Below are 26,261 nucleotides of genomic sequence, written 5' to 3' on the forward strand. Positions count from 1 at the left end.
ACGAAGGTTCACGGGCTGAGGCGTCGACTACGAGACGAACTGTTCCGCCACCTGGCGATACTGCTTCGATCGGACTTCCGCCAGTTTCCACAGAGCAGGCAGACCGTCCTTCCGCAGCCGGTTCTCCGCCTCCTGTTGGCAAGCCGACTCGAAGCGGGCCAGGCTGTCGAAGGAGCCGATACGGACGGCGGATGGCCAAGCTGCCGCCGCCTCCGACGCGAAGTCCAGCGCCTGCGCTGGACCGAAGTCCTGCTGCTTCGACCTGGTCAGCCCCACCGTGCCGAACACCAGAGACGACCAGCAGTTGACGAAGGCACGGCCCCCAAGCCCTATCGGGTAGCTGACGCCCAGGGACCAGCTCTCGGCAAACGCAGAGCCAAGCAAGGCGTCGTCGAGTGCTTGGCCGTCAAGAAAAGCCGTGATGCTCTGTACTCCCGCCCTGATCGGGATGTAGTGATCAAGCAGGCCAGATCGCTCGGTCAGCACCTGCACGGCCCCGCCCAGCCGAATGGCTGCGGCGCAACACAGTGCTTCTCCCACGACGTCAAACGTCTCGTCCACGATCCCCCGGTCCCTTGTCCAACTTCGATGAGGGGCACCCCTAGGCACGTTAACCGCAAGAGCGCCATAAAGAACGAGGCTTGAGTGCGGGCGGCCTGGGCCCTCGACAGTGGTTGCGGTGCAGGGGCCCAAAAAGGCCGTCGGCCGTGCTCCCTCCAGCGGAGGAAGAGCACGGCCGACGGCCCACACACGGCCCAGGGGAGCGGAAACCCGCTCTGACCTGGGGCGATATCACACGTCGTAGTACAGCTCGAACTCGTGCGGGTGCGGACGCAGCTGCAGCGGCGCGATCTCGTTCGTGCGCTTGTAGTCGATCCACGTCTCGATCAGGTCGGACGTGAAGACGTCACCCGCGAGCAGGAACTCGTGGTCGGCCTCGAGGCGGTCGAGGACGGCCGGGAGCGAGGTCGGGACCTGCGCGACACCCGCGTGCTCCTCGGGGGCCAGCTCGTACAGGTCCTTGTCGATCGGCTCCGCCGGCTCGACCTTGTTCTTGATGCCGTCGAGGCCCGCGAGCAGCAGCGCCGAGAAGGCGAGGTACGGGTTGCCGGAGGAGTCGGGCGCGCGGAACTCGACGCGCTTGGCCTTCGGGTTCGAGCCCGTGATCGGGATACGCATGGCCGCGGAGCGGTTGCGCTGCGAGTAGACCAGGTTGACCGGGGCCTCGAAGCCGGGGACCAGGCGGTGGTACGAGTTCACCGTCGGGTTGGTGAAGGCGAGCAGCGAGGGGGCGTGCTTGAGGATGCCGCCGATGTAGTAGCGGGCGGTGTCCGAGAGGCCCGCGTAGCCCGCCTCGTCGTAGAACAGCGGGTCGCCGTTGGCCCACAGCGACTGGTGCACGTGCATGCCCGAGCCGTTGTCACCGAAGATCGGCTTCGGCATGAAGGTCGCGGTCTTGCCGTTGCGCCAGGCGACGTTCTTCACGATGTACTTGAAGAGCTGGAGGTCGTCGGCGGCGGCGAGCAGCGTGTTGAACTTGTAGTTGATCTCGGCCTGGCCGGCGGTGCCCACCTCGTGGTGCTGGCGCTCGACCTGGAGGCCGGACTTGGCCAGCTCCAGGGAGATCTCGGCACGCAGGTCGGCGAAGTGGTCGACCGGCGGGGTGGGGAAGTAGCCGCCCTTGTAGCGGACCTTGTAACCGCGGTTGTCCTCCAGCGCACCGGTGTTCCAGGCGCCCGCCTCGGAGTCGATGTGGTAGAAGGCCTCGTTCGACTTGGTGTCGAAGCGCACGCTGTCGAAGACGTAGAACTCGGCCTCGGGGCCGAAGAACGCGGTGTCGGCGATGCCGGTCGAGGTGAGGTAGGCCTCGGCCTTCTTCGCCACGTTGCGCGGGTCACGGGAGTACTGCTCGCCCGTGATCGGGTCGTGGATGAAGAAGTTGATGTTGACCGTCTTGTCGCGGCGGAAGGGGTCGACGCGCGCGGTGGACAGGTCGGCGCGGAGCGCCATGTCGGACTCGTGGATGGCCTGGAAGCCGCGGATCGAGGAGCCGTCGAACGCGAGCTCCTCGGCCGGGTCGAAGGCCTCGGCCGGGATCGTGAAGTGCTGCATCACACCCGGCAGGTCGCAGAACCGTACGTCGACGAACTTGACGTCCTCGTCCGCGATGAACTTCTTGGCCTCGTCGGCGTTCTGGAACATCCAGCTCCTCCTACTCCCGCCCACTGTGGACCGGGGTGGTAGTTCGTTCGTGCGGCCAGTGCGGTGGCACACGCTGGGGCCGACCATAGGGACGGGGGATTTCTCCAGCGTGACCCATTTGTTTCGCCCAAGTTAACCGACCGGGGCTCCCCGGGCCCCTCGTGTCCGTATGCCAAAACGGGCGCAGTACCGTGGACGGGTGGACAACAGGCAAGCAATCGGATCATGGCTCTCCGGACCCCGGGCGGCCATGGAGGACTCCGGCGCGGAACTGGGATACCGGGGCGAGCAGCTCGGTCTGCCGGAGCAGGGGCCCGGTTCCATCGCCCGTCCGGGGCGCCGCCTCGGCGCCCTCGCCGTCGACTGGGCCCTGTGCATGTTGATCGCATACGGGCTGCTCACCGACGGCTACGGCCAGGCGACCGGGAACTGGGCGCTGCTCGTCTTCTTCGCCCTCGGCGCCCTGACGGTCGGCACCGTCGGCTCCACCCCGGGCAAGCGGCTGTTCGGCCTGCGGATCGTGCCGGAGGGCGGCGGGCGGCTCAACCCGCTGCGTGCCCTGCTGCGCACCGCCCTGCTGTGCGTCGCCGTCCCCGCCCTGATCTGGGACCGCGACGGCCGGGGCCTGCACGACCGCCTCGCACGGACGATCGAGGTCCGCGTCTAGCCTCCGCTCCGGGGCGCCGGCACCTCCCGAGGCGCGGCCTGATGCGAGGTACGGCGTCCGGGTGCGACGTACCTGATGCGGGAGAGGTGCCGCGCCCTGATGCGGGAGAGGTGCCACGCCGGGCACGATGCCCTCATACGACGTCCCGATACGACGAAGGGGGCGACCGGAGAGATCCGGTCGCCCCCTTCGTCGTACGTAGGAGGGGTGTCAGCGGGTCTTCGGGCCGCCGCGCGGCATCCGCATGCCCTTGGGCATCGGGCCCTTCGGCAGCGGCATGTTGCTCATCAGGTCGCCCATCGCCCGCAGCCGGTCGTTGGTGGCGGTGACCTGGGCGCCGGTCAGGACGCGGGGGAACTTCAGCATCGTGGTGCGGAGCTTCTTGAGCCCCACCTGCCCCTCGCCGGTGCCCACCAGTACGTCGTGCACCGGTACGTCCGCGACGATCCGCGCCATCTTCTTCTTCTCGGCCGCCAGCAGGCTCTTCACCCGGTTCGGGTTGCCCTCGGCCACCAGCACGATGCCGGCCTTGCCGACCGCGCGGTGCACCACGTCCTGGCTGCGGTTCATCGCCACCGCGGGAGTGGTGGTCCAGCCCCGGCCGATGTTGTCCAGCACGGCCGCGGCGGCGCCCGGCTGGCCCTCCATCTGCCCGAAGGCGGCCCGCTCGGCCCTGCGCCCGAAGACGATCGCCGACGCGAGGAAGGCGAGCAGGAGGCCGAGAATGCCCAGATAGACCGGGTGGCCGATCAGGAAGCCGATCGCGAGGAAGACACCGAGGGTGACGATTCCGACTGCCGCGAGTACAAGACCGATCTTGGAGTCGGCCTTGCGAGTCATCTTGTAGGTCAGGACGATCTGCTTGAGTCGCCCGGGGTTCGCAGCGTCCGCTGCAGGTTCCTTCCTCGCCATGCCACGAAGTCTACGTGGCCCGGCAAGGCCCGACGACGGCAGTGTCCGGGCGGACGGCGGCAGCGCCCGCGACCGGGGTGCGCGGCGAGGCGCGCGGCGGCTACGGAAGCGTCGCCACGGACTCCAGGCGGCTACGGAAGCGTCGCCACGGACTCCAGCACACGCTGCGCCTCGACCCGGTCCTTGGCGCGACGGCGGTCCTCCAGGACGGAGGTCCAGGCGTTGCGGCGGGCGGTGCGCTGGCCACTGCTCATGAGCAGCGACTCGACGGCACGGAGTGCATCGGTGAACGACGGGATCGCGGTGGCGCGTACGGGCGCGGCCTGCATGATGGGAGGTCCCCCCTCGGGATGACGGCTCTTGGGACGGGGCGGTACGTCGTGTAAGACCAGGGTCACTGATTGGTGTTACCAGGGCGTGACCGACCGGTCAAACACCAATGAAGCCTTGATGCAGCAGGTCTCGAGCCTGACGCCGTCCTGACGGGGGTCCCCAACTGCGGGGACGGACGCGATGGTGCCGAATTGGCCACTACCCGGCGGTAGTTGCTTGTGCGCCGACTCACACGCGAGCGGTGGCACTCAGTGCCACCGCTCGGGTCGAACCTGTTTCCCCCGACTGCTCCGTCCGGGGGGTGTCGCGCGTCGGTCAGACGGCCTGCGAGGCGACGTACGCGCCGCGCTTCTCGACGGCCATCCGGTACAGCCGGCCGGCGCGGTAGGAGGAGCGGACCAGGGGGCCCGACATGACGCCGGAGAAGCCGATCTGCTCGGCCTCCTCCTTGAGCTCCACGAACTCGTGCGGCTTGACCCAGCGCTCCACGGGGTGGTGGCGCACGGACGGGCGCAGGTACTGGGTGATGGTCACCAGCTCGCAGCCCGCCTCGTGGAGCTGCCGCAGGGCCTCGCCGACCTCCTCGCGGGTCTCGCCCATGCCGAGGATCAGGTTCGACTTCGTGACCAGACCGTAGTCCCGGGCCTCCGTGATGACCTTCAGCGAGCGCTCGTAGCGGAAGCCCGGGCGGATGCGCTTGAAGATCCGGGGGACCGTCTCCACGTTGTGGGCGAAGACCTCCGGCCGCGAGGAGAAGACCTCGGCGAGCTGGGCGGGCTCGGCGTTGAAGTCGGGGGCGAGCAGCTCGACCTTGGTGCGGCCCTCCGCGCGCTCGGCGGTCTGGGCGTGGATCTGGCGGACCGTCTCCGCGTACAGCCAGGCGCCGCCGTCCTCCAGGTCGTCGCGGGCGACACCGGTGATGGTGGCGTAGTTCAGGTCCATGGTGACCACGGACTCGCCCACGCGACGGGGCTCGTCACGGTCGAGGGCCTCCGGCTTGCCCGTGTCGATCTGGCAGAAGTCGCAGCGCCGGGTGCACTGGTCCCCACCGATCAGGAACGTGGCCTCCCGGTCCTCCCAGCATTCGTAGATGTTGGGGCAGCCCGCCTCCTGGCAGACCGTGTGCAGCCCCTCGCTCTTCACGAGGCTCTGCATCTTCGTGTACTCGGGGCCCATTTTCGCCCGGGTCTTGATCCACTCGGGCTTGCGCTCGATGGGGGTCTGGGCGTTCCGGACCTCCAGGCGCAGCATCTTGCGTCCGTCGGGTGCGACTGCGGACACATCGGCTCCCTGTAGCTTCGATTCTTCGGCGTACACCAGGGTACGCCCGTGCGGTGCTTGCTCCCCGGGGTGGGCAACCTTGGGGAGCGGGGGTGCATTCCCGGGACCGGTCGCGCGGTTTCGCGCGCTCCGGAGGGTTCCCGTGCCCGGAGCGGTTTCCCGCGTGCTTCCCGGTGCGTTCCCCGGGGCTCCCCGGAGGGGGACGTCAGGCGGACGCCCGCTCCACCTCGCGCGGCCTGAGGTCCGCGTTCCCCAGTACGTCCCCCAGGTGCTTCTCCACGACGGGCAGCACCGCGTCGATGGTGAGCTCGCGGCCGAGTTCGTACGCCAGTGACGTCACGCCCGCGTCCCGGATGCCGCACGGGATGATCTTGTCGAAGGACGAGGTGTCCGGGTTCACGTTCAGGGCGAAGCCGTGCATGGTGACGCCCTTGGCGACCCGGATGCCCATCGCGCAGATCTTGCGGTCCTCGCGCCGCTGGCCGGCGTTGGAGGGCGCGTACTGCGGGCCGTTCAGCCGAGGGTCGAACTCCTCGTCGGCGAGCCGCGGGTCGAAGTCGAGGGAGAGCCCGCCGGAGGGGCGCTGCTCGACCGGGTCGCCGAGGACCCAGACGCCCGCCCGGCCCTCCACCCGGCTGGTCTCGACGCCGAACTCCGCGCAGACGCGGATCATGGCCTCCTCCAGGCGCCGCAGGTGCGCCACCACGTCCACGGGGCGCGGAAGCTTCTGGATGGGGTAGCCCACGAGCTGTCCCGGACCGTGCCAGGTGATCTTGCCGCCGCGGTCCACGTCGACGACGGGCGTGCCGTCGAGCGGGCGCTCGTTGTCCGCCGTACGCCGGCCCGCCGTGTAGACCGGCGGGTGCTCCAGGAGCAGGCAGGTGTCGGGGATCTCGTCCAGGAAGCGGGCGGCGTGCACCCGGCGCTGCTCGTCCCACGCCTCCTGGTAGTCCACGGCATCGGCACCGAATCCCATGCGGACGAACCGCAGCTCACTCACGGCAAGCGCCTCCCTCGAAGTCCACGACCGCGGGTCCGGTACATCCGCGGAACCGTTGTCCGGTACGCGAAAGAACCTTTCGTCAGGTACGTGACGCGCCCACGCCACTGTACGTCCGGGCCCTGCGCGTCAGCCCAAAGGGCAATCCTCACACGATCGGATGAATGTATGCCGAAAGGTGCGATCGGGTGCTCACGCTCAGCTACATTCGCGCCGTTCACGAGGCCATAAGGGCTGCTCACAGGCGGGCACACAGTGGTGCCCGAAAGGCAGGAGACCGCACCGCAGATGACGGAACGACCCGCGCAGCGCACTCCCAACCGCCAGCTCGCCGCGCTCATCGCAGAAGCGGGGTTCTCCAACGCCGGTCTCGCCCGCCGCGTGGACCAGCTCGGCCTCGAACACGGACTCGATCTGAGATATGACAAGACATCGGTGACACGGTGGTTGCGCGGGCAGCAGCCCAGGGGCACGACGCCCGCGCTCATCGCCGAGGTGTTCACCCGCCGCCTCGGGCGACGGCTCACCGCACAGGACCTCGGGCTCGACGCCTGCGCGCCCGTCTACGCGGGCCTGGAGTTCGCCGCGACCCCCGAGGAGGCCGTCGACATCGTCAGCGGCCTCTGGCGCAAGGACTCCGGCAGCCACGCCGAGCTGCGCAAGATCGCCTTCACCCCGGCGGGACTCGTCGTCCCCAGCCGGGACTGGCTGATCGGCCGGGCCGACGACCGGGTCGGCCGCGGCGACCAGACCGGCGCGCGCATCCCGGCACAGGCGCGCCCCGCCTCCCCCCGGTTCCCGGCCCCGCTCGAACCGGGAGAGCCGCCGGCCCGCCGGCGCAACCAGACCGAGCGCGGCCCCGGCCAGCGGGTCACCGGCGGCGACATCGCCGCACTGCGCTCGGTCGGGGAGCTGTTCCGCGCCCTCGACCACGCCTACGGCGGCGGCCACGCCCGGCAGGCACTGGTCCGCTACCTGGAGCACGAGGCCGAGCCGATGCTGCGCGGCGTCTACGGCGAGCAGACCGGACGGCGCCTGTTCGCCGCCGCGGCCGACCTGACCCGCCTGGCCGGCTGGACCTCGTACGACATCGCCGCGCACGGGCTCGCGCAGCGCTACTTCGTGCAGGCGCTGCGGCTGTCGCAGGCGGCCGGGGACCGGGCGTACGGCTCCTACGTGCTGGTGACCATGAGCCGGCAGGCGGTCTACCTCGGCCACGGGCGCGAGGCGGTACAGCTCGCCCGGGTCGCCCAGCAGGGCGTCGGCTCGTCCGCGCCGCCCGTCGTGCAGGCCCTGCTGCACTCCGTCGAGGCGCGCGGGCACGGGGTGCTCGGGGAGGTGCGGGCCTGCACGGCGTCGCTGGTGCGCGCCGAGCGGGCGCTGGAGACCGCCCGGCCCGGGGACGACGCCCCGCACTGGGCGCGGTTCTTCGACGAGGGACAGCTTGCCGACGAGTTCGGGCACTGCCACCGGGATCTGCAGCAGTACCGGGCCGCGGCGCAGCACGCCGAGCGCTCGCTGCAGTTGCGGGCGCCCGGGTACGCGCGCAGCCGGCTCTTCTGCCGGGTCGTGCTCGCCACCGCGCGGCTCGGGCTCGGAGAGCTCGACCAGGCCTGCCAGCTGGGCGCGGAGGCCGCGGGGCAGGCGGCGGAGATGCGGTCGGTACGGGCTGTCGAGTACGTACGGGACTTCGAGCGCCGGCTCGAACCGTACCGGGACGCGGCACCCGTGCGCGGCTACCGGGACCGGGTGGCCGCGCTCGGGTGACCCGGAGGTCAGGCGGCCGCCTCCAGCGGTTCCTCGGCCGCGGCCGGCCGGGCGCCCAGATCCGCGAGCAGGGACTGGGCGGCCCTGCGGCCCGAATGGAGGGCGCCCTGGAGCGTGCCGGTGTCGCGGTGGTCCCCGCAGACGTACAGGCCCGCCAGGAGGCGTACGGGGCGGCGCAGGTCGTGCGGCGGGGGCATCGCGGGGACGGCGTCGGGGGTGTGGTGGACCGCGAGGAGCTCCCAGCGGCCCGTCGGCGTCCCGTACAGGCGGGCCAGCTGGGCGCGGACCGCCGCGTCGAGGGGGGCGGCGGACGGCGGGACGCCCAGCACCGTCGACGAGATCAGGACGCGCCCGGCCGGGGCGCGGCTCGGGTCGACCTGGCTCACCACCGCCGTGTGCGCCACCGGGCCGCCACGGTCGGCGTCCAGGAGCAGGGCGGGCTCGGCGAGCGGCGGCTCGTCCGTGGTGTGGTGCAGGACCGTCACCGGGTGGAAGGCCGGGACGCGCAGTCCGGGCAGCAGCCGGGCGGCGTCGCGGGCGCCGGTGGCCAGCAGGATGGCGCGACAGGTGAGTCGGCCGTGGTCGCGGGTGGTCACGGTGGTCGTGGAGACCGCGGTGACCTGGACGCCGGTGCGGACGGTGCCCGGCGGGAGGGAGGCCGCGAGGAGCTCCGGCAGGGTGTCCGCGCCGCCCTCCGGCAGACAGAGCCGGCCCGACGCGAACGAGTGCAGGGCCAGGTCGGCCGCCCGGCTGGAGGCGGTGAGGTCCGGATCGCACAACAGCGCGGCGAGCAGGGGGCGCAGGAAGCCGTCGACCGTACGGGGCGGCAGTCCCCGGGCGGCCAGTGCCCGCGCGGCGGGGAGTTCCGGGCGGGACAGGAGACGCTCCGGCGGGGTGGCCGCGAGGCGGGCGAGGGCGGCGGTGAGGCGGGTCTGGTCGAGGGGGCCGCCCAGTGGGCCGGGCCGGGGGACGCCGCCCTGGCTCCGGGAAGGACGGGAGGCGCTCCGGGCGGCGGCCCGGGGAAGTCGGGGGGCGCTTGCGAGGGCGCGTGCTGCGGTGAGTGCGCCCCTTGCGCTCCGGGGGGTGAGGACGCCGGCGCGGTGGTGGCGGCCGTCGCTGTGCAGCAGGACGCCCGGGGAGAACGGGCGCAGGGTCAGGCCGTCCAGGCCCGGGGTGCGGCGCAGTTCCGGGTACGACGTGGACAGCAGCCGGCCGATGCGGTCGAGCCGGAAACCGTCCACCTTCTCCGTCGACATGCGGCCGCCCACGGTGGGGGCGGCCTCCAGGACCACGGTGGTGAGCCCCGCTCTGGTCAGGTGCTGGGCGGCCGCGAGCCCCGCGGCTCCGGCCCCGACGATGACGACGTCCACGTCCGCTTGACATACGGGCTCTAGCACATGCCCCTCCTCGAGGTTGCGCGGCCGGTGGGGACGTCATGCCCCCAACATGCCCTGGGAATACCCGAGTTCGGGTCGAGAGTAGGTGTGCGGACGGCGTGGGGGAGTCGCGCGTCGGGTGTGCACGGTCGCATGGGGGTGCATACGGTGCCGTGCACGGGCGGGGCTCCTCGCCCCCGCCGTCCTACCCGGCCCATCCCCCTCCCCAGGCCCTCCGTCCCGGTCCTCGCCAGGGGGCGCTGCGCCCCCTGGATCCCCGCCTGGCCCGAAGAGCTCGTCCTCAAACGCCGGACGGGCTGGAAATGCGGGCCCGCGCCGGATGGTTCCGGGCGGGTGCGGTGCTGATGGCTCCGGCCGGGGGGATGCCTTCAGCCCGTCCGGCGCTTGAGGACGAGGCCGTTCAGGCCGAACGGGGGCCTGGGGGCGGAGCCCCCCAGGTTCGGGATGATGGGGGTCCCCCTGCACGAGCGGAGCCGAGAGCTCGGGGGAGGGCAGGGGCGGCGGGGACGAGAGAAAAAAGCGTCAGCGGAGAGCCGCTCGGAGCGCGTCCTCGATCGACGGGTACGTGAAGGTGAAGCCGGACTCCAGGAGGCGGGTGGGCAGGACCCGTTGACTGCCCAGGATGTCGTCGGACATGTCACCGAGAGCCAGCCGCAGCATCCCCGCGGGCGTGGCCAGCACCGTGGGCCGTCGCATCACCCGCCCCATCGCCTCCGTGATCTCACGGTTGGTCAGCGGCTGAGGCGCGGTCAGATTCACCGGCCCGGACAGCGACGGCGTGTCCATGAGATGCCGGATCGCGGCCACCTCGTCGTGCACGGAGATGAAACTCCAGTACTGATCGCCGTCCCCCATACGCCCGCCGAGCCCCGCCTTGAAGAGAGGGAACAGCCTCCCCCACGCCCCGCCCTCCCGGGCCACCACCAGCCCCGTACGGGCGAGCACGGTGCGGACCCCCGCCTGACGGGCCGCGTCGGCGGCCCCTTCCCACGCCACGCACACGGAGGGCAGGAACCCCTCCCCGGCCGGCGCCGACTCGTCCACCGCGCGCTCGCCCGTGTCGCCGTAGAACCCGATCGCGCTCCCGTTGACGAACACCGCCGGCCGCTCGTCGAGGGACGCCACCGCCTCGGCGAGCACCTCGGTCCCCCGCACCCGGCTCTCCCGGATCGTCCGCTTGTACGACTCCGTCCACCGTCGCGAGGCGATCCCGGCCCCCGCGAGGTTCACCACCGCCGCGCACCCGGCGAGCGCCCCCGCGTCGACCCCGCGCCCCTCGGGATCCCACCGCACCTCGCCGGGGGTGCGGGGGGCGCGCCGCACCAGACGGAGCACCTCGTGGCCGTCCGCGGTCAGGGAGCGGGTCAGCGCCGAACCGATCAGGCCGGACGCACCGGCGATCACCACGCGGGAACTTGGAGCAAGCGGTGAGTCGTTCATGCGCCCATCCTGCCCCGCGGCCCGCGAAAAGACGGGCGGGAGCCGCGTGACACCGCCGTACAGTGATCCTCATGCCGGTACCGCACATACGCTTCGCCACGCCGGACGACGAGGACACCCTCGGCCGTCTCGACCGCGCCACCTGGTCCACGCTGCACGCGGTCATGCCCCGCCCCCGGCCGCCGTACGAGCCCTTCTACAACGAACGGTTCGGGCCGCGCGACCACCTGGTGGCCGAACTCGACGGCGTCCTGGTCGGCTACGTCCGGCTGGGCCACCCGACGTCTCTCGCCTGCAACTCCCACGTCCGGCAGATCCAGGGACTCGCCGTCTCCGGCGAGGCCCGCGGCGCCGGCGTCGGGCGGGCGCTGCTGCGGGCCGTGCAGGACGAGGCCCGGCGGCAGGGCGCCCGGCGCATCTCGCTGCGGGTCCTCGGGCACAACACCCCGGCGCGGAAGCTGTACGAGTCCGAGGGGTTCGTGGTGGAGGGCGTCCTGCCCGAGGAGTTCCTGCTCGACGGCGAGTACGTCGACGACGTGTTCATGGGCCGCAGCCTCTGACCCCGCTCCGCAGCAACTGACCGATGTCGGCCCGCCTCACGAGGTGACCAGGTCACCCGTGTCCACCGGCACCGTCGCCCGCGCCGCCCGCTGCGCGTCACCGCTGACCTCGCCCGCCGTCAGCACGTAACCCGTCTCGTTGTCCGAGGTCGAGCGGGCGAAGACGACCCCGTACACCCTGCCCTCGGTGGTGAGGAGCGGCCCGCCGGAGTTGCCCGGGCGGACGGTGGAGCGGATCGAGTAGATCTCCCGGGTGACGGTGTCCGTGCTGTAGATGTTCTGGCCCCGCGCGTTGATCTGGTTCGCGACCGTCGCCGCCTGGAGGTCGAGACCGCCGTCCTGCGGGTAGCCCGCGACAACCGCCGAGTCGCCCCGCGCGGCGCCGGTGTCGAAGCGGAGGACCGGCGCCCGGAGAGCGGGGACGTACAGGACCGCGACGTCCTTCTGCGGGTCGAAGAGCACCACACGCGCCGAGTACACCCGCCCCACGCCGCCCACCCGCACCGTCGGGTTGTCGATGCCCGCCACCACATGGGCGTTGGTCATCACGTGCTGCGCCGCGAACGCGAACCCGCTGCCCTCCCGGCCCTGGTTGCCCGCGGCGCCCTCGATCTTCACCGTGCTCAGCTTGGCCGCGGTCGTCGCGGACTCGGTCACACTGTCCCCGGAGGGCTTGGCGACGCCCGCCGTCGGCTCGTTCTCGAACGGGTTGAAGACCTGCGGGAAGCCCGCCTCCGTGAGCGCGGAGGTCGCCCGTGAGAACCAGGTGGGCGTGGTGTCCGGCATCGCGTTCTGCACCGCGCCCAGCAGGGCCGAGCCGCGGATCGACTGCGTGATCAGGGCGGACGAGGAGGCGCCCAGGACGCTCGCCGTCACCCAGGCCACCAGCAGTACGGCCAGCGTGTTCGCCGCGGCCCCGCCGATCCCGTCGGCCACCCGCAGTGGCCCCCGGTCCAGCTCGCGGCGCAGCTTCAGCGCCAGCCGGCCCGCCAGTTCGTGGCCCACCACGGCCGGTACCAGCACCGTCAGCACCGCCGTCACCGTCGCCGCCGACGTCCCCGCCGTCACCAGGTCCATCATCCAGGGCAGCACCCATACGCCGATGACCGCGCCGCCCACGAACCCGGCCAGCGAGACGCAGCCGGCGACCAGGCCGCGCCGGTAGCCGGACGCCGCGTAGGCCAGGATCACGAGCATCAGCAGGATGTCGAGCAGGTCCACGGAGCCGCCTTTCTCTAGGGCCCCTTAGTACGTGTGGGGCGGGCTCAGTGATCAGCACGCGCGCGTGGTCCCACGAGGGGGCCCACGCGTGCGTGGAACTGTGAAAACGTTCCGGACCAGGGGGATGGTTCCACCAGGTGGCACAGCGCACATCGCGCGGCGCGAGGATCCGGGCGAGGGTGAGCGCATGCGTGTCTTCCGGAGGACGCGAGGGGCATCGCGGGAACCAGGCGGGGAGCGACTTCGCCATGCGCTGGGGTGGCTGCGGCTGTGGCTGCGATGGTGGCTGCCGCGGCGACCGGCGCGGGGCTGGTGGCTCACGTGGCGACTTGTGCTGAGCCGGTGGGTGGCGTGGCGGCCGGAGCCGGGTTGGTGGGACAGGTGGCGACTGGTGGTGAGCCGGTGGCCGGCGTGGCGATCTGTGTCCGGTTGGTGGGCCACGGGGCGTCTTGCGGTGGGTCGGTGGGTGGTGTGGCGGCCTGTGCCGGGTTGGTGGGCGAGGTGGCGGCGGGTGGCGTGGCGGTCGGTGCGGGGGTGGTGGACCGCGGGGCGTCTTGTGGTGGGTCGGTGGGTGGTGTGGCGGCCTGTGCCGGGTTGGTGGGCGAGGTGGTGGCGGGTGGCGTGGCGGTCGGTGCGGGGGTGGTGGGCCGCGGGGCGTCTTGTGGTGGGTCGGTGGGTGGTGTGGCGGTCTGTGCCGGGTTGGTGGGCGAGGTGGTGGCGGGTGGCGTGGCGGTCGGTGCGGGGGTGGTGGACCGCGGGGCGTCTTGTGGTGGGTCGGTGGGTGGTGTGGCGGTCTGTGCCGGGTTGGTGGGCGAGGTGGTGGCGGGTGGCGTGGCGGTCGGTGCGGGGGTGGTGGGCCGCGGGGCGTCTTGTGGTGGGTCGGTGGGTGGTGTGGCGGCCTGTGCCGGGTTGGTGGGCGAGGTGGTGGCGGGTGGCGTGGCGGTCGGTGCGGGGGTGGTGGGCCGCGGGGCGTCTTGTGGTGGGTCGGTGGGTGGCGTGGCGGCCTGTGCCGGGTTGGCGGGCGAGGTGGCGGCGGGTGGCGTGGCGGTCGGTGCGGGGGTGGTGGACCGCGGGGCGCCTTGTGGTGAGCCGGTGGGTGGCGTGGCGGCCGGAGCCGGGTTGGTGGGACAGGTGGCGACTGGTGGTGAGCCGGTGGCCGGCGTGGCGACCTGTGTCCGGTCGGTGGGCCACGTGGCGGCCGGTGGTGGGTCGGTGGGTGGCGTGGCGACCGGCTCAGGGCCGGTGGGCGACGCGTCCCACGCTGATCGTGCTCGGGTGTGTCTCCGGGCTGCTCGCCGTGGTCGCGCTCGTCCTGTGCGCCCGCGGAGTGGAGCGCCTGGTGGGGCGCTCCCGTACCGCCGCGCCTCCGGCCGCCGTGCGGCCCGTTCTTCACACGGCCGTGCGGCCGACCATCGTGCCGCGGTCGCGCTGGCTGGACGCCCGGACCGCGCACGGCCAGCCGCCGCCCCGGTACGACGACCGGGTCGTCGCGGTCTTCGTCCACCACACCGACTCGCCGAACTCGTACGACTGCGCCGACGTCCCCCGCATCATCCGGTACCTCTACGCCGGGCAGACCGGCGCCCGGAACTGGGACGACATCGGCTACAACTTCCTCGTCGACCGGTGCGGGACGATCTACGAGGGGCGCGCGGGCGGGGTCGACCGGGCCGTCACCGGCGCCCACACCCAGGGCTTCAACCACCGGACCGCGGGGATCGCGGCCATCGGTACGTTCACGGAGGGGGCGGTGGTGCCGCGGGCGATGACCGAGGCGATCGCGGCGCTCGCCGCGTGGAAGCTGGGGCTGGCGGACGTGGATCCGCGGGGGACCGTGCGGCTCGTGTCCAGCAACAGTCTGAGTCGGTATGCCGTGGGGACCGCCGTGGTGCTGCCGACGTTGGCCGGTCACAACGCGGGGTTCATGACCACGTGTCCCGGTGCCGCGCTGACGGCTCGCCTTCCGGCGATCCGTACCCGGGCCGCGTTCCTGCAGGGGCGCCGCTGACCCGGCCGGGTTTTCTCGCCCCCGCCGCCCCTACCCGACCCATCCCGTACCTGGGGGCTCCGCCCCCAGACCCCCGCCAGGGGCGCTGCGCCCCCTGGACCCCCGCATCGCCCGAAGGGCTCGTCCTCAAACGCCGGACGGGCTGAAAGACATGACCCCGGCCGGAACCATGCGGCACACGCCGCTACTGCCAGCGCAAGGCCGCATCTCCAGCGCAACCCGCATCTCCACCACAAGCCCGCAACCTCCAGCCCAAGTCCCCATATCCACCGCAGCCCGCATTTCCAGCCCGTCCGGCGTTTGAGGACGAGGCCGTTCAGGCCGAGGCGGGGGTCTGGGGGCGGCAGCCCCCAGGTACGGCGCGGGCGAGAAACCGAACCCTCAGCCCCGGAAGCGCTCCCACAACTTCGGATAACGCTCGGAGAGCACCCCTTCGTTCTCGAAGTCGAGCGGCGTGCCCTCCGGCTCAGGCGACGGCGGAGGAATCCCGAGGTCGGGCGCGACGACCCCGGTGAGCTGCTCGTACGCCTCGTCCGCCGCGTACCCCAGCTCCTCGCCGTCCCCGTCGAGATCCTCGTCGAAGTCGTCCAGGAGCTCGGCGAGGGCGTCCGGGTCGTGCATCGCCCCCTCGAAGACCTCACGCCCCTGGCCGATCAGCCAGCACCGGAAGAAGTCGAAGGCGTCGTCGCTCGCGCCGTCGAGCAGTACCCACGCCGCGCCCCACAGATCCCAGCGGTAGGCGCGGTTGTAGCGGGCCTCGAAGTGACGGGCGAAGTCGAGCACGACGTCCGGGTCCCGCTGGACGAGCCGTTCGACGAGCAGGTCGGCGTGGTCCTCGGGGTCGCCCTCGACGGCCTCGCGGGTCGTGTCCACCAGCTCCCAGAACTCCGTCTCGTCCATCACGGGTCAAGCATCGGGCCTGAACGGGAGTGACGCACGCGGAGTGCCGCAGATTGTTATGTGCGCACATGCCGACGGTAGAACCGGCAGAAACGGGGCGCTTTCGCGCGGCCCGTCACGCGTAGAGCGCCGCCAGTCGCGCCGCGTCCGCGACGAAGCGCTCGCGCAGGGCCGCGGGGGAGACCACCTCCACCTCGGGCCCGAGCCCCGTGAGCTGCGTATGGGCGACCTCCTCGGACTCGACGGGGAGCGTGGCGGTCACCCACCCCCGGTCGTCGGGGGCACCGCACGCGTCCAGGGCCGCCCTCGCCGCCGTGGGATCGACGACGTGCGGCAGACGCCGTACGCCGTCCGGGGAGAGCCGTACGACGGCCTCGGCCCGCAGGATGGACCGGGCGAACTGCTCGGCCCGCTCCTCCCAGAACCCGGGCAGGTCGAAATCCTCGTCCCGCCGGAACCGCTCCTCGCCGAGACCGACCGCGGTGAACCGGTCGATCCGGTACACCCGGAAGGTCCCCGCCTCCGGCACCCGCGCGCACAGGTACCAGACCCCCGCCTTCAGCACGAGCCCGTACGGCTCCAGCGTCCGCTCCACCTCCGCCCCGTCCCGTCCGTAACGCGCGACGACGGGCCGGTCGTCCCACACCGCGTCCGCGACCGGCGGCAGCAGCTCGGGCGCCCTGGGCTCGCTGAACCAGGCGGGCGCGTCCAGATGGAAGCGCTGCGCCGCCGTCCGCGAGGCGTCCCGCAGCGAGGGCAGCAGGGCCGCGGAGACCTTCAGCCGAGCCGCGGACGCGGTGTCCTCCAGACCCATCTCGCGCAGCGCCCCGGGCACCCCGCTCAGGAAGAGCGCCTCGGCCTCGCCGCGTGCCAGGCCGGTGAGCCGGGTGCGGTAGCCGCCGATCAGCCGGTAGCCCCCCGCCCGCCCCCGGTCCGCGTACACCGGGACCCCCGCCTCCGAGAGCGCCTGCGCGTCCCGCGCGACGGTCCGCTCGGACACCTCCAGCTCCCGCGCCAGCTCGGCGGCGGTCATCGACGCCCGCGACTGGAGCAGCAGCACCATCTTGATCAGGCGGGCAGCACGCATGCGTTCATCATGCCGGGCGCCACCGACAGCGAGCAGGTGGCGTAAGGACGGCGAGGGGGTACGGCGGCCGCCGTACCCCCTCGCCGGGATGGACCACAGGTCCTACAGGCCGTAGCGCTCCCGGGCTTCCTTCACCGCGGACGTCTTGACCTCACCGCGGCGGGCGAGCTGCGCCAGCGCCGCGACGACGATCGACTGCGCGTCGACGCCGAAGTGACGGCGGGCCGCCTCACGGGTGTCCGAGAGGCCGAAGCCGTCGGCACCGAGCGAGGAGTAGTCCTGCTCGACCCACTGCGCGATCTGGTCCGGGACCTGGCGCATGTAGTCGGAGACCGCGAGCACCGGGCCCTCCGCGCCGTGCAGCGCCTGGCGGACGAACGGCACCCGCTCCTCGCCGCGCAGCAGCGCCGCGTCGGCCTCCAGCGCGTCCCGCCGCAGCTCGGTCCAGGACGTCGCGGACCACACGTCCGCGGCGACGCCCCACTCCTCGGCGAGCAGCTTCTGCGCCTCCAGGGTCCAGTGGATCGCCGTGCCGGAGCCCAGCAGCTGGACGCGCGCGGCGTTGGCGGCCGGGGACAGGCCCGCCGACTCGGCCGTGTTGAAGCGGTACAGGCCCTTGACGATGCCCTCGTCGATGCCGAGTCCGGCCGGCTTCGCGGGCTGCGGGATCGGCTCGTTGTAGACCGTCAGGTAGTAGAAGACGTTCGGGTCCTCGCCCGGCGCGCTCTCGCCGTACATGCGGCGCAGACCGTCCTTGACGATCGCCGCCACCTCGTACGCGAACGCCGGGTCGTAGCTGAGCGCCGCGGGGTTGGTCGCCGCGATGACGGGGGAGTGGCCGTCGGCGTGCTGGAGGCCCTCGCCCGTCAGCGTCGTACGGCCGGCCGTGGCGCCGACCAGGAAGCCGCGGCCGAGCTGGTCGCCGAGCTGCCACATCTGGTCGGCCGTGCGCTGCCAGCCGAACATCGAGTAGAAGATGTAGAAGGGGATCATCGCCTCGCCGTGCGTGGCGTACGCGGTGGACGCGGCGATGAAGTCCGCCATGGAGCCGGCCTCGGTGATCCCCTCGTTGAGGATCTGGCCGTCCTTGGCCTCCTTGTAGTACATCAGCTGGTCGCGGTCGACCGGCTCGTACGTCTGGCCCTTGGGCGAGTAGATGCCGAGGGAGGGGAAGAGGCTCTCCATGCCGAAGGTGCGCGCCTCGTCGGGGACGATCGGCACCCAGCGCTTCCCGCTCTGCTTGTCGCGGACGAGGTCCTTGACCAGCCGGACGAAGGCCATCGTCGTCGCCACGTTCTGCGTGCCGGAGCCCTTGTCGAAGGACGCGAACGCCTTGTCGGCGGGGGCGGGCAGCGGGGCGAGGGGGTGCGTGCGGCGGGCGGGGGCGGGGCCGCCGAGGGCCGCGCGGCGCTCCTGGAGGTAGCGGACCTCGGGGGCGTCGGCGCCCGGGTGGCCGTAGGGGACCACACCGTCGACGAACTGGCTGTCGGAGATGGGCAGTTCGAGCAGGTCACGCATCTGCTTGAACTCGTCCGTGGACAGCTTCTTCATCTGGTGGTTGGCGTTCTTGGACGCGAAGCCCGTGCCGAGCGTGAAGCCCTTGACCGTCTGGGCCAGGATCACGGTCGGTCCGCCCTTGTGGGCCAGGGCGGCGCGGTAGGCGGCGTACACCTTGCGCGACTCGTGGCCACCGCGGGAGAGGTGGAAGCACTCGGTGATCTTGTCGTCGCTGAGCAGCTTCGCCATCTCGACGAGCGCCGGGTCGGCGCCGAAGAAGTCCTGGCGGATGTAGGCGGCGTCGCGGGTCTGGTACGTCTGCACCTGGGCGTCGGGTACCTCGCGCAGCCGGCGTACGAGCGCGCCGGTGGTGTCGAGCCGGAACAGCTCGTCCCAGGCGTTGCCCCACAGGGACTTCACGACGTTCCAGCCGGCGCCGCGGAACTGGGCCTCCAGCTCCTGCACGATCTTGAAGTTGGCGCGGACCGGGCCGTCGAGGCGCTGCAGGTTGCAGTTGATGACGAAGGTCAGGTTGTCCAGGCCCTCACGCGCGGCCAGGGCGAGTGCGGCCGTCGACTCCGGCTCGTCCATCTCGCCGTCGCCGAGGAACGCCCACACGTGGGACTGCGAGACGTCCTTGATGCCGCGGCTGGTGAGGTAGCGGTTGAAGCGCGCCTGGTAGATCGCCGACAGCGGGCCGAGGCCCATCGAGACGGTCGGGAACTCCCAGAGCCAGGGCAGCCGGCGCGGGTGCGGGTAGGACGGCAGACCGTTGCCACCCGCCTCCTGGCGGAAGTTGTCGAGGTGCGCCTCGGTGAGACGGCCGTCGAGGAAGGCGCGGGCGTAGATGCCGGGGGAGGCGTGGCCCTGGATGTAGAGCTGGTCGCCGGACCCGTCGGCCTCCTTGCCGTGGAAGAAGTGGTTGAAGCCGGTCTCGTAGAGCCAGGCCGCGGAGGCGAAGGTGGCGATGTGACCGCCCACGCCGTGCTTCGCGCCCCGGGTCACCATCGCGGCCGCGTTCCAGCGGTTCCACGCGGTGATCCGGCGCTCCATCTCCTCGTCGCCGTCCACGGTGGGCTCGGCGGAGGTGGGGATGGTGTTGACGTAGTCGGTCTCAAGCAGCTTGGGCAGCGCGAGACCGTTGCCCTCGGCGCGCTCCAGCGTGCGGCGCATCAGGTACGCGGCACGGTGCGGCCCGGCCGCCTTGGTGACGGCGTCCAGTGAGGCCTGCCATTCGGCGGTCTCCTCGGGGTCGCGGTCCGGGAGCTGGTCGAGCTCGCTCGGCTGGATTGCGGTGGGGTCGGTCATTGCGCCGCCTTCCGGAGTCGAAGGGGGTTCCCTCATCGGTAAGGGTTCGGGGTCGCCCTTGGTCTTTGGCAGGACAGGGCTCGAGGGCTCTGGTGTGAGCCCGCCGATGACTGTAACTCCCTGATCGATGATCGATCAAAGAAATCGAGCCGAAAACCACTTCGTCGGGGGAAAGTCGGCACGGGGTGCCTCGGCGGCAGGCACCGGGTGCCTTGGATGCGTGGAATTCCCGCAGGTGAGCATGGACGCGCTCCGCTGTGTCACGGCCGCGGGGCGCAGCCGAGGACGTGCGCCTTCACCAGCTCCGCGATCAGCGGGTCCCGGCGCCGGAAAGCGGCCACGAGGGCCTCGTGCTCCTCCGCGTACGACTGCTGGACGGTCCCCAGCCAGCGGATCGACAGCGCCGTGAAGACCTCGATGCCCAGGCCCTCCCAGGTGTGCAGGAGGACGGAGTTTCCGGCGGCTCGCACCAGTTCGCGGTGGAAGGCGACGGTATGGCGCACCTGGCCGGTTCCGTCCGACAGCCGGTCGGCCTCGTACAAGGCGGTGACGTGCGGCTCCAGCGCCGAGCAGTCCTGGGCGAGCCGCTCCGCCGCCAGCTCGGCCGCGATGGCCTCCAGACCGGCCCGTACGGGGTAGCTCTCCTCCAGGTCGGCGGCCGTCAGGTTGCGCACCCGCACGCCCTTGTTGGGCGCCGACTCGATCAGCCGCAGGGACTCCAGCTCCCGCAGCGCCTCCCGGACCGGGGTCTGGCTGACCTCCAGCTCGGTCGCGATCCGCCGCTCCACGATCCGCTCGCCCGGCTTCCAGCGCCCGCTCACGATCCCCTCCACGATGTGCTCGCGGATCTGTTCGCGCAGCGAGTGGACGACGGGCGCGGTCATGAGGGCTCCTTCGGCGGGGGCTCTGGATCCAATAGTGCGGCCCGAAGGGCCTCGTTGAGGGGTGGTGACCGGGCGACGAGCGGGACCCAAGGGCGTTTGACGTTTAGACAATAAGGCCGCACCGCCGCCGGGGAGAGGCGCACGGGGGCGCTTTCGCGCAGGTGAGACGAGACTTACACGGTGTCAGCGCGGAGGCGCCGGTCTTCGGCCGCTCACGGCGGGCGCACACGCGACGCCCCCGCCCGGAAGGTTCCGGACGGGGGCGTCGCGTGCGCTGGGGTGGGACTACAGGCCGAGCTCGACCTCGAACTCGCCCGCCTCCAGGATCGCCTTGACCGCGGTCAGGTAACGGGCCGCGTCGGCGCCGTCCACCAGACGGTGGTCGTAGGAGAGCGTCAGGTACGTCATGTCGCGGACGCCGATGACCGTGCCCTCCTCCGTCTCGATGACGGCCGGACGCTTGACCGTCGCACCGATGCCGAGGATCGCGACCTGGTTCGGCGGCACGATGATCGTGTCGAAGAGCGCGCCGCGCGAGCCGGTGTTGGAGATGGTGAAGGTCGCGCCGGACAGCTCGTCCGGGGTGATCTTGTTGGCGCGGACCTTGCCCGCCAGGTCGGCGGTCGCCTTGGCGATACCGGCGATGTTGAGGTCGCCCGCGTGCTTGATGACCGGGGTCATCAGGCCCTTCTCGGAGTCCACCGCGATACCGATGTTCTCGGAGTCGAAGTAGGTGATCGTGCCCTCGTCCACGTTGATCCGGGCGTTGACGGCCGGGTGGGCCTTCAGCGCCTGGGCCGCCGCCTTCACGAAGAACGGCATGGGGGAGAGCTTGACGCCCTCGCGGGCCGCGAAGGAGTCCTTCGCCTGCGCGCGGAGCTTCATCAGGCGGGTGATGTCGACCTCGACGACCGAGGACAGCTGGGCCTGCTCGTGCAGGGCCTTCACCATGTTGTCGCCGATGACCTTGCGGATGCGCGGCATCTTGACGGTCTGGCCACGCAGCGGGGAGACCTCGAGGACCGGGGCCTTCTTGGCGGCGGGAGCGGCGGCAGCGGCGGGTGCCGGAGCGGCGGCGGCGGCCTTCGCGGCCTCCGCGGCGGCGACGACGTCCTGCTTGCGGATGCGGCCACCGACGCCGGTGCCCTTGACGGCGGCCAGGTCGACACCGTTCTCGGCGGCGAGCTTGCGCACCAGCGGGGTCACGTACGCGCCGTCGTCACCGGAGGTCGCGGCGGGCGCCGGGGCCGGGGTGACGGGGGCGGGCGCGGCCGGCGCGGGGGCCGGAGCGGCGGGCGCGACCGGAGCGGCGGCCTGGGCCGGAGCCGGAGCCGGAGCCGGAGCGGGTGCGGCCGGAGCGGCGGGGGCCGGGGTGGGCGCCGGAGCCGGGGCGGCCGGAGCCGGGGCGGCAGCGGCGGGTGCCGGAGCCGCGGGAGCCGGAGCGGCGGCCGGAGCCGCGCCCGGGGCACCGATGACGGCGAGCTTGGCACCGACCTCGGCGGTCTCGTCCTCGCCGACCACGATCTCCAGCAGGACGCCGGCGACCGGCGCGGGGATCTCGGTGTCGACCTTGTCCGTGGAGACCTCGAGCAGCGGCTCGTCCTCCGCGACCTCCTCGCCGACCTCCTTCAGCCAGCGGGTGACGGTGCCCTCGGTGACCGACTCGCCCAGCGCGGGCAGCACGACGTCGGTACCGGAGGCGCCACCGGCCGGGGCGGCGGGGGCGGGGGCGGCAGGGGCTTCGGGTGCCGGAGCCGCGGGGGCCTCGGCGGCGGGGGCCGGGGCGGCCGGGGCCGGGGCGGCCTCGGGCTCGGCGGCCGGAGCGGGGGCGGCGGCGGGCGCGCCCGTGCCGTCGTCGATGACGGCCAGCTCGGCGCCGACCTCGACCGTCTCGTCCTCGGCGACCTTGATGGAGGCGAGCACACCGGCGGCGGGGGAGGGGATCTCGGTGTCGACCTTGTCGGTCGACACCTCGAGCAGCGGTTCGTCGGCTTCGACGCGCTCGCCCTCGGCCTTAAGCCAGCGGGTGACAGTGCCCTCGGTGACGCTCTCGCCGAGCGCCGGAAGGGTTACGGAAACCGGCATGGTTTCTGTTGCTCCTTACGATGGGATCTCCCCTGCTCGAGCGGAGTCGAGAGCTCGGGGAAGGTGCGGAAGTCTGTGGTCGTCGCGCCCAGGGGCGACGCGGTGACTGAAACAGCCGGGGCGGTATCAGTCGTGCGAGTGCAGCGGCTTGCCCGCGAGGGCCAGGTGGGCCTCGCCGAGCGCCTCGTTCTGCGTCGGGTGGGCGTGGATGAGCTGGGCGACCTCGGCGGGCAGCGCTTCCCAGTTGTAGATCAGTTGGGCTTCGCCGACCTGCTCGCCCATGCGGTCGCCGACCATGTGGACGCCGACCACGGCACCGTCCTTGACCTGGACGAGCTTGATCTCGCCCGCGGTCTTGAGGATCTTGCTCTTGCCGTTGCCCGCGAGGTTGTACTTCAGGGCGACGACCTTGTCCGCACCGTAGATCTCCTTGGCCTTGGCCTCGGTGATGCCCACGGAGGCGACCTCGGGGTGGCAGTACGTCACCCGCGGCACACCGTCGTAGTCGATCGGGACGGTCTTGAGACCCGCCAGCCGCTCCGCGACCAGGATGCCCTCGGCGAAACCGACGTGGGCGAGCTGGAGCGTCGGGACCAGGTCGCCGACCGCGGAGATGGTGGGCACGTTCGTGCGCATGTACTCGTCGACCAGGACGTAGCCGCGGTCCATGGCGACGCCCTGCTCCTCGTAGCCGAGACCGGCCGAGACCGGGCCGCGGCCGACGGCGACGAGCAGGACCTCGGCCTCGAACTCCTTGCCGTCGGCGAGGGTGACCTTGACACCGCTCTGGGTGTACTCGGCCTTCGAGAAGAAGGTGCCCAGGTTGAACTTGATGCCGCGCTTGCGGAACGCGCGCTCAAGAAGCTTGGAGGAGTTCTCGTCCTCGAGAGGGGCGAGGTGCTTCAGGCCCTCGATGATCGTGATGTCCGTACCGAAGGACTTCCACGCGGAGGCGAACTCGACGCCGATGACGCCGCCGCCGAGCACGATCGCGGACTGCGGGACACGGTCCAGGACCAGCGCGTGGTCGGACGAGATGATGCGGTCGCCGTCGATCTCCAGACCCGGCAGCGACTTCGGCACGGAGCCGGTCGCCAACAGGACGTGACGGCCCTGGACACGCCGGCCGTTGACGTCGACGGAGGTGGGGGAGGACAGGCGGCCCTCTCCCTCGATGTACGTCACCTTGCGGGAGGCGATGAGTCCCTGCAGGCCCTTGTACAGGCCGGTGATGACCTCGTCCTTGTACTTGTGGACGGCCGGGACGTCGATGCCCTCGAAGGTGGCCTTCACACCGAACTGCTCGCTCTCGCGGGCCTGGTCGGCGATCTCGCCCGCGTGCAGCAGAGCCTTGGTGGGGATGCACCCCCGGTGCAGGCAGGTACCGCCGACCTTGTCCTTCTCGATCAGGGCGACGTCCAGGCCCAGCTGCGCTCCGCGCAGGGCCGCGGCGTAACCACCGCTACCACCGCCGAGGATCACTAGGTCGAAAACGGTGCTGGCGTCGTTCGCCACGTCACGTCCTCCATGCATGTGCGCCACGCCGGTCTCCAGTGACCGGTCGGCGGCTGGTGTCCGGCCGCTCTTCTTCGGCCCTGTGGTTCGGGCCCTGTCCTGCCGAGAACCCATCTTCGCACTTGTCGGGGGCGTTCGAGACGCCGGGCCGGTGTGTGAGACGTCCCACTGTCCTGTTTCCCGCGGACAAAACGGCCCCGGGCGACTCGTCGCCCGGGGCCGTGGAGCACCCGGCAGGGGCGCGGGGCCCCGCGCCGGCGGCCACGGATCACCCGTGGCCGCGGAGCGGACCTAACCGAGGTCGCCCGCCGCGGTCAGCTCGGCGAGACGCACCAGCGTCCGCACCGCCGACCCCGTACCGCCCTTCGGCGTGTAGCCGAACGGTCCCGACTCGTTGAACGCGGGCCCGGCGATGTCCAGGTGCGCCCAGGTGATGCCCTCGCCGACGAACTCCTTCAGGAACAGACCGGCGACCAGGCCGCCGCCCATCCGCTCGCCCATGTTCGCGATGTCCGCGGTGGGGGAGTCCATGCCCTTGCGCAGGTGCTCCGGCAGCGGCATCGGCCAGGACTCCTCGCCGACCTCCTCCGCGGCCTCCACGACCGAGGCACGGAACGCGTCGTCGTTGGCCATGACACCGAAGGTGCGGTTGCCGAGGGCCAGCACCATCGCGCCGGTCAGTGTCGCCACGTCGATGATCGCGTCGGGCTTCTCCTCGGACGCCTTCCACAGCGCGTCGGCGAGGACGAGCCGGCCCTCGGCGTCCGTGTTGAGGACCTCCACGGTCTTGCCGCTGTACATGCGCAGCACGTCACCGGGGCGGGTGGCGGAACCGGACGGCATGTTCTCGGCGAGCGCCAGCCAGCCGGTGACGTTGACCTGCAGGCCCAGACGCGCGGCGGCGACCACGGCGGCGAAGACCGCCGCCGCGCCGCTCATGTCGCACTTCATCGTCTCGTTGTGCCCGGCGGGCTTGAGGGAGATGCCGCCCGAGTCGTAGGTGATGCCCTTGCCGACGAAGGCGAGGTGCTTGGCCGCCTTGGGGCTGGTGTACGAGAGCTTCACCAGGCGGGGAGCGGCGGCCGAGCCCGCGCCGACGCCCAGGATGCCGCCGTAGCCGCCCTTTTCGAGGGCCTTCTCGTCGAGCACCTGCACCTTGATGCCGTGCTCCTTGCCGGCGGCGGTGGCGACGGCGGCGAAGGCCTCGGGGGTGAGGTCGTTCGGCGGGGTGTTGACGAGGTCGCGGGCGCGGTTCAGCTCCTCGGTCACGGCGGTGGCGCGCGCGAGCGCCGCCTTGTGCGCCGCGTCACGGGGCTTGCCGCCGAGCAGCGCGACCTCGACGAGCGGGGCCTTGCCGTTCTTGGCGGCGCTGCCGGACCTGCCGGTCTCCTTGTACGCGTCGAAGGCGTACGCGCCGAGCACCGCGCCCTCCGCGAGGGCGCCCACGTCGGCGGCGTCCGTGATCGGCAGGGCGAGGACGGCCTTCTTGGCACCGGCGAGCGCGCGGGCGGCGACACCGGCGGCGCGGCGCAGTGCCTCGGCGCCGAACGCCTCGTCCTTGTCCGGGACCGCTCCGAGGCCGACGGCCACCACGACGGGTGCCTTGAAGCCGGACGGCGCGGGCAGCTTCGTCACCTCGCCCTCGCCGCCGGACGCGCCGAGGGTCTCCAGGATGCCGGCGAGCGCGCCGTCATACCCCTTGTCCACGGCCTCGGCGCCCGGTGCGAGGACCGGGCCCTTGGCGCCCTTGGCTACACCGACGACGATCGCGTCGGCCCGCAGGCCGGACGCTGCGGCGGTGCTGAGAGTCAGAGCAGTCACGGTTGTGAATTCTCGCTTCCATTGAGTTCAGTGGCCGATCTGGGTGGGTCGACCGGGCCCGGCATCGATCCTTGATCTGGCAGCGGAGAGGTGCCTGCGGTGGGGCCGGGAGGGCAATCGACAAGAGCCTACGCGGGGGAGACCGCACCTGCGTCGTGGGGTGTTCACCCTTCCGTGGCGCGGTGGCCGCCCGCCGCTCCTCGGTCCCGGTGATCCGGTGCGCAGGAGGAGGCTTTTGGCCCATGCCCCGCGTGCGGCTCCACACTAACTTCACCGGTCGTCCACCCGATGTCGACGGACGCGGTCGGGGTGGAGGGGTGCCGCGAGCCGACGGCGGACGCCCGCGTCGTGCGGCGCCGACAGCGGTGGGGGATCG

At 72.0% G+C, this 26,261-nt stretch carries 20 protein-coding genes; 4 read left to right on the forward strand and 16 right to left on the reverse strand.

Features of this window, described 5'->3' with window-relative positions:
• Positions 1-27: 27 nt before the first annotated feature.
• Together OG199_RS29600 and glnA are read right to left on the reverse strand one after the other, a co-directional pair.
• Positions 28-561, reverse strand: a complete 534-nt coding sequence (locus OG199_RS29600) for a hypothetical protein (protein WP_405832042.1) — start codon at positions 559-561, stop codon at positions 28-30.
• 231 nt (positions 562-792) lie between these two features.
• The gene (gene glnA, locus OG199_RS29605) at positions 793-2,202 is read right to left on the reverse strand and encodes a type I glutamate--ammonia ligase (protein WP_266698676.1); all 1,410 of its coding nucleotides are present in this window, start codon (positions 2,200-2,202) and stop codon (positions 793-795) included.
• Between the two features lie 199 nt (positions 2,203-2,401).
• Between glnA and OG199_RS29610 the strand changes: the two genes are divergently transcribed.
• Complete coding sequence (locus OG199_RS29610) at positions 2,402-2,869, forward strand: RDD family protein (RefSeq protein ID WP_405832044.1); 468 nt, start codon at positions 2,402-2,404, stop codon at positions 2,867-2,869.
• A gap of 210 nt (positions 2,870-3,079) precedes the next feature.
• Here the strand turns inward: OG199_RS29610 and OG199_RS29615 are convergent, their stop codons facing one another.
• The 4 genes from OG199_RS29615 to lipB form a co-directional block, all read right to left on the reverse strand.
• Entirely contained in the window at positions 3,080-3,781 is a 702-nt protein-coding gene (locus tag OG199_RS29615) for a DUF4191 domain-containing protein (RefSeq protein WP_266698674.1), read from the reverse strand.
• Positions 3,782-3,912: 131 nt separating this feature from the next.
• Complete coding sequence (locus tag OG199_RS29620; protein ID WP_356802081.1) at positions 3,913-4,110, reverse strand: hypothetical protein; 198 nt, start codon at positions 4,108-4,110, stop codon at positions 3,913-3,915.
• A gap of 319 nt (positions 4,111-4,429) precedes the next feature.
• A complete protein-coding gene (gene lipA / locus OG199_RS29625) occupies positions 4,430-5,395 on the reverse strand; it encodes a lipoyl synthase (protein WP_168527781.1) in 966 nt (321 codons plus the stop codon).
• Between the two features lie 205 nt (positions 5,396-5,600).
• Positions 5,601-6,395, reverse strand: a complete 795-nt coding sequence (lipB, locus tag OG199_RS29630) for a lipoyl(octanoyl) transferase LipB (protein WP_356802077.1) — start codon at positions 6,393-6,395, stop codon at positions 5,601-5,603.
• A 288-nt stretch (positions 6,396-6,683) separates the two neighbouring features.
• On the opposite strand from lipB, the gene OG199_RS29635 reads away from it, so the two are divergent.
• Entirely contained in the window at positions 6,684-8,162 is a 1,479-nt protein-coding gene (locus tag OG199_RS29635; protein ID WP_356802076.1) for a regulator, read from the forward strand.
• A gap of 8 nt (positions 8,163-8,170) precedes the next feature.
• Here OG199_RS29635 and OG199_RS29640 read toward each other — a convergent pair whose 3' ends face one another.
• Entirely contained in the window at positions 8,171-9,559 is a 1,389-nt protein-coding gene (locus OG199_RS29640) for an NAD(P)/FAD-dependent oxidoreductase (RefSeq protein ID WP_405832046.1), read from the reverse strand.
• A gap of 522 nt (positions 9,560-10,081) precedes the next feature.
• Positions 10,082-10,999, reverse strand: a complete 918-nt coding sequence (locus OG199_RS29645; protein ID WP_401798751.1) for a TIGR01777 family oxidoreductase — start codon at positions 10,997-10,999, stop codon at positions 10,082-10,084.
• A gap of 71 nt (positions 11,000-11,070) precedes the next feature.
• On the opposite strand from OG199_RS29645, the gene OG199_RS29650 reads away from it, so the two are divergent.
• Positions 11,071-11,559 carry a GNAT family N-acetyltransferase gene (locus tag OG199_RS29650; protein ID WP_356802073.1) on the forward strand — a complete coding sequence of 163 codons (489 nt, stop codon included), beginning with the start codon at positions 11,071-11,073 and terminating at the stop codon, positions 11,557-11,559.
• A gap of 36 nt (positions 11,560-11,595) precedes the next feature.
• Here the strand turns inward: OG199_RS29650 and OG199_RS29655 are convergent, their stop codons facing one another.
• On the reverse strand, positions 11,596-12,780 hold the full coding sequence (locus tag OG199_RS29655) for a MarP family serine protease (RefSeq protein ID WP_356802072.1): 1,185 nt from the start codon (positions 12,778-12,780) through the stop codon (positions 11,596-11,598).
• A gap of 1,216 nt (positions 12,781-13,996) precedes the next feature.
• Here OG199_RS29655 and OG199_RS29660 point away from each other — a divergent pair.
• The gene (locus OG199_RS29660) at positions 13,997-14,788 is read left to right on the forward strand and encodes a peptidoglycan recognition protein (protein WP_401798747.1); all 792 of its coding nucleotides are present in this window, start codon (positions 13,997-13,999) and stop codon (positions 14,786-14,788) included.
• A 381-nt stretch (positions 14,789-15,169) separates the two neighbouring features.
• Here OG199_RS29660 and OG199_RS29665 read toward each other — a convergent pair whose 3' ends face one another.
• The 7 genes from OG199_RS29665 to OG199_RS29695 all read right to left on the reverse strand — a co-directional run bounded on the left by OG199_RS29665 (position 15,170) and on the right by OG199_RS29695 (position 25,885).
• Positions 15,170-15,688 carry a DUF4240 domain-containing protein gene (locus OG199_RS29665; protein ID WP_356809808.1) on the reverse strand — a complete coding sequence of 173 codons (519 nt, stop codon included), beginning with the start codon at positions 15,686-15,688 and terminating at the stop codon, positions 15,170-15,172.
• 115 nt (positions 15,689-15,803) lie between these two features.
• Entirely contained in the window at positions 15,804-16,775 is a 972-nt protein-coding gene (locus tag OG199_RS29670) for a WYL domain-containing protein (RefSeq protein ID WP_356809806.1), read from the reverse strand.
• A 102-nt stretch (positions 16,776-16,877) separates the two neighbouring features.
• Positions 16,878-19,580 (reverse strand): pyruvate dehydrogenase (acetyl-transferring), homodimeric type, encoded by a 2,703-nt coding sequence (gene aceE, locus OG199_RS29675; protein ID WP_356808404.1) that lies wholly within the window; start codon positions 19,578-19,580, stop codon positions 16,878-16,880.
• A 260-nt stretch (positions 19,581-19,840) separates the two neighbouring features.
• On the reverse strand, positions 19,841-20,464 hold the full coding sequence (locus OG199_RS29680) for a GntR family transcriptional regulator (RefSeq protein ID WP_148013651.1): 624 nt from the start codon (positions 20,462-20,464) through the stop codon (positions 19,841-19,843).
• Positions 20,465-20,749: 285 nt separating this feature from the next.
• Complete coding sequence (gene sucB, locus OG199_RS29685) at positions 20,750-22,549, reverse strand: 2-oxoglutarate dehydrogenase, E2 component, dihydrolipoamide succinyltransferase (protein ID WP_405832047.1); 1,800 nt, start codon at positions 22,547-22,549, stop codon at positions 20,750-20,752.
• Positions 22,550-22,675: 126 nt separating this feature from the next.
• Positions 22,676-24,064, reverse strand: a complete 1,389-nt coding sequence (lpdA, locus tag OG199_RS29690) for a dihydrolipoyl dehydrogenase (protein ID WP_405832049.1) — start codon at positions 24,062-24,064, stop codon at positions 22,676-22,678.
• Positions 24,065-24,355: 291 nt separating this feature from the next.
• Complete coding sequence (locus OG199_RS29695) at positions 24,356-25,885, reverse strand: leucyl aminopeptidase (protein WP_356808409.1); 1,530 nt, start codon at positions 25,883-25,885, stop codon at positions 24,356-24,358.
• Between the last annotated feature and the right edge of the window lie 376 nt (positions 25,886-26,261).

This window comes from Streptomyces sp. NBC_01176, assembly GCF_045039825.1.
Taxonomy (GTDB): Bacteria; Actinomycetota; Actinomycetes; order Streptomycetales; family Streptomycetaceae; genus Streptomyces.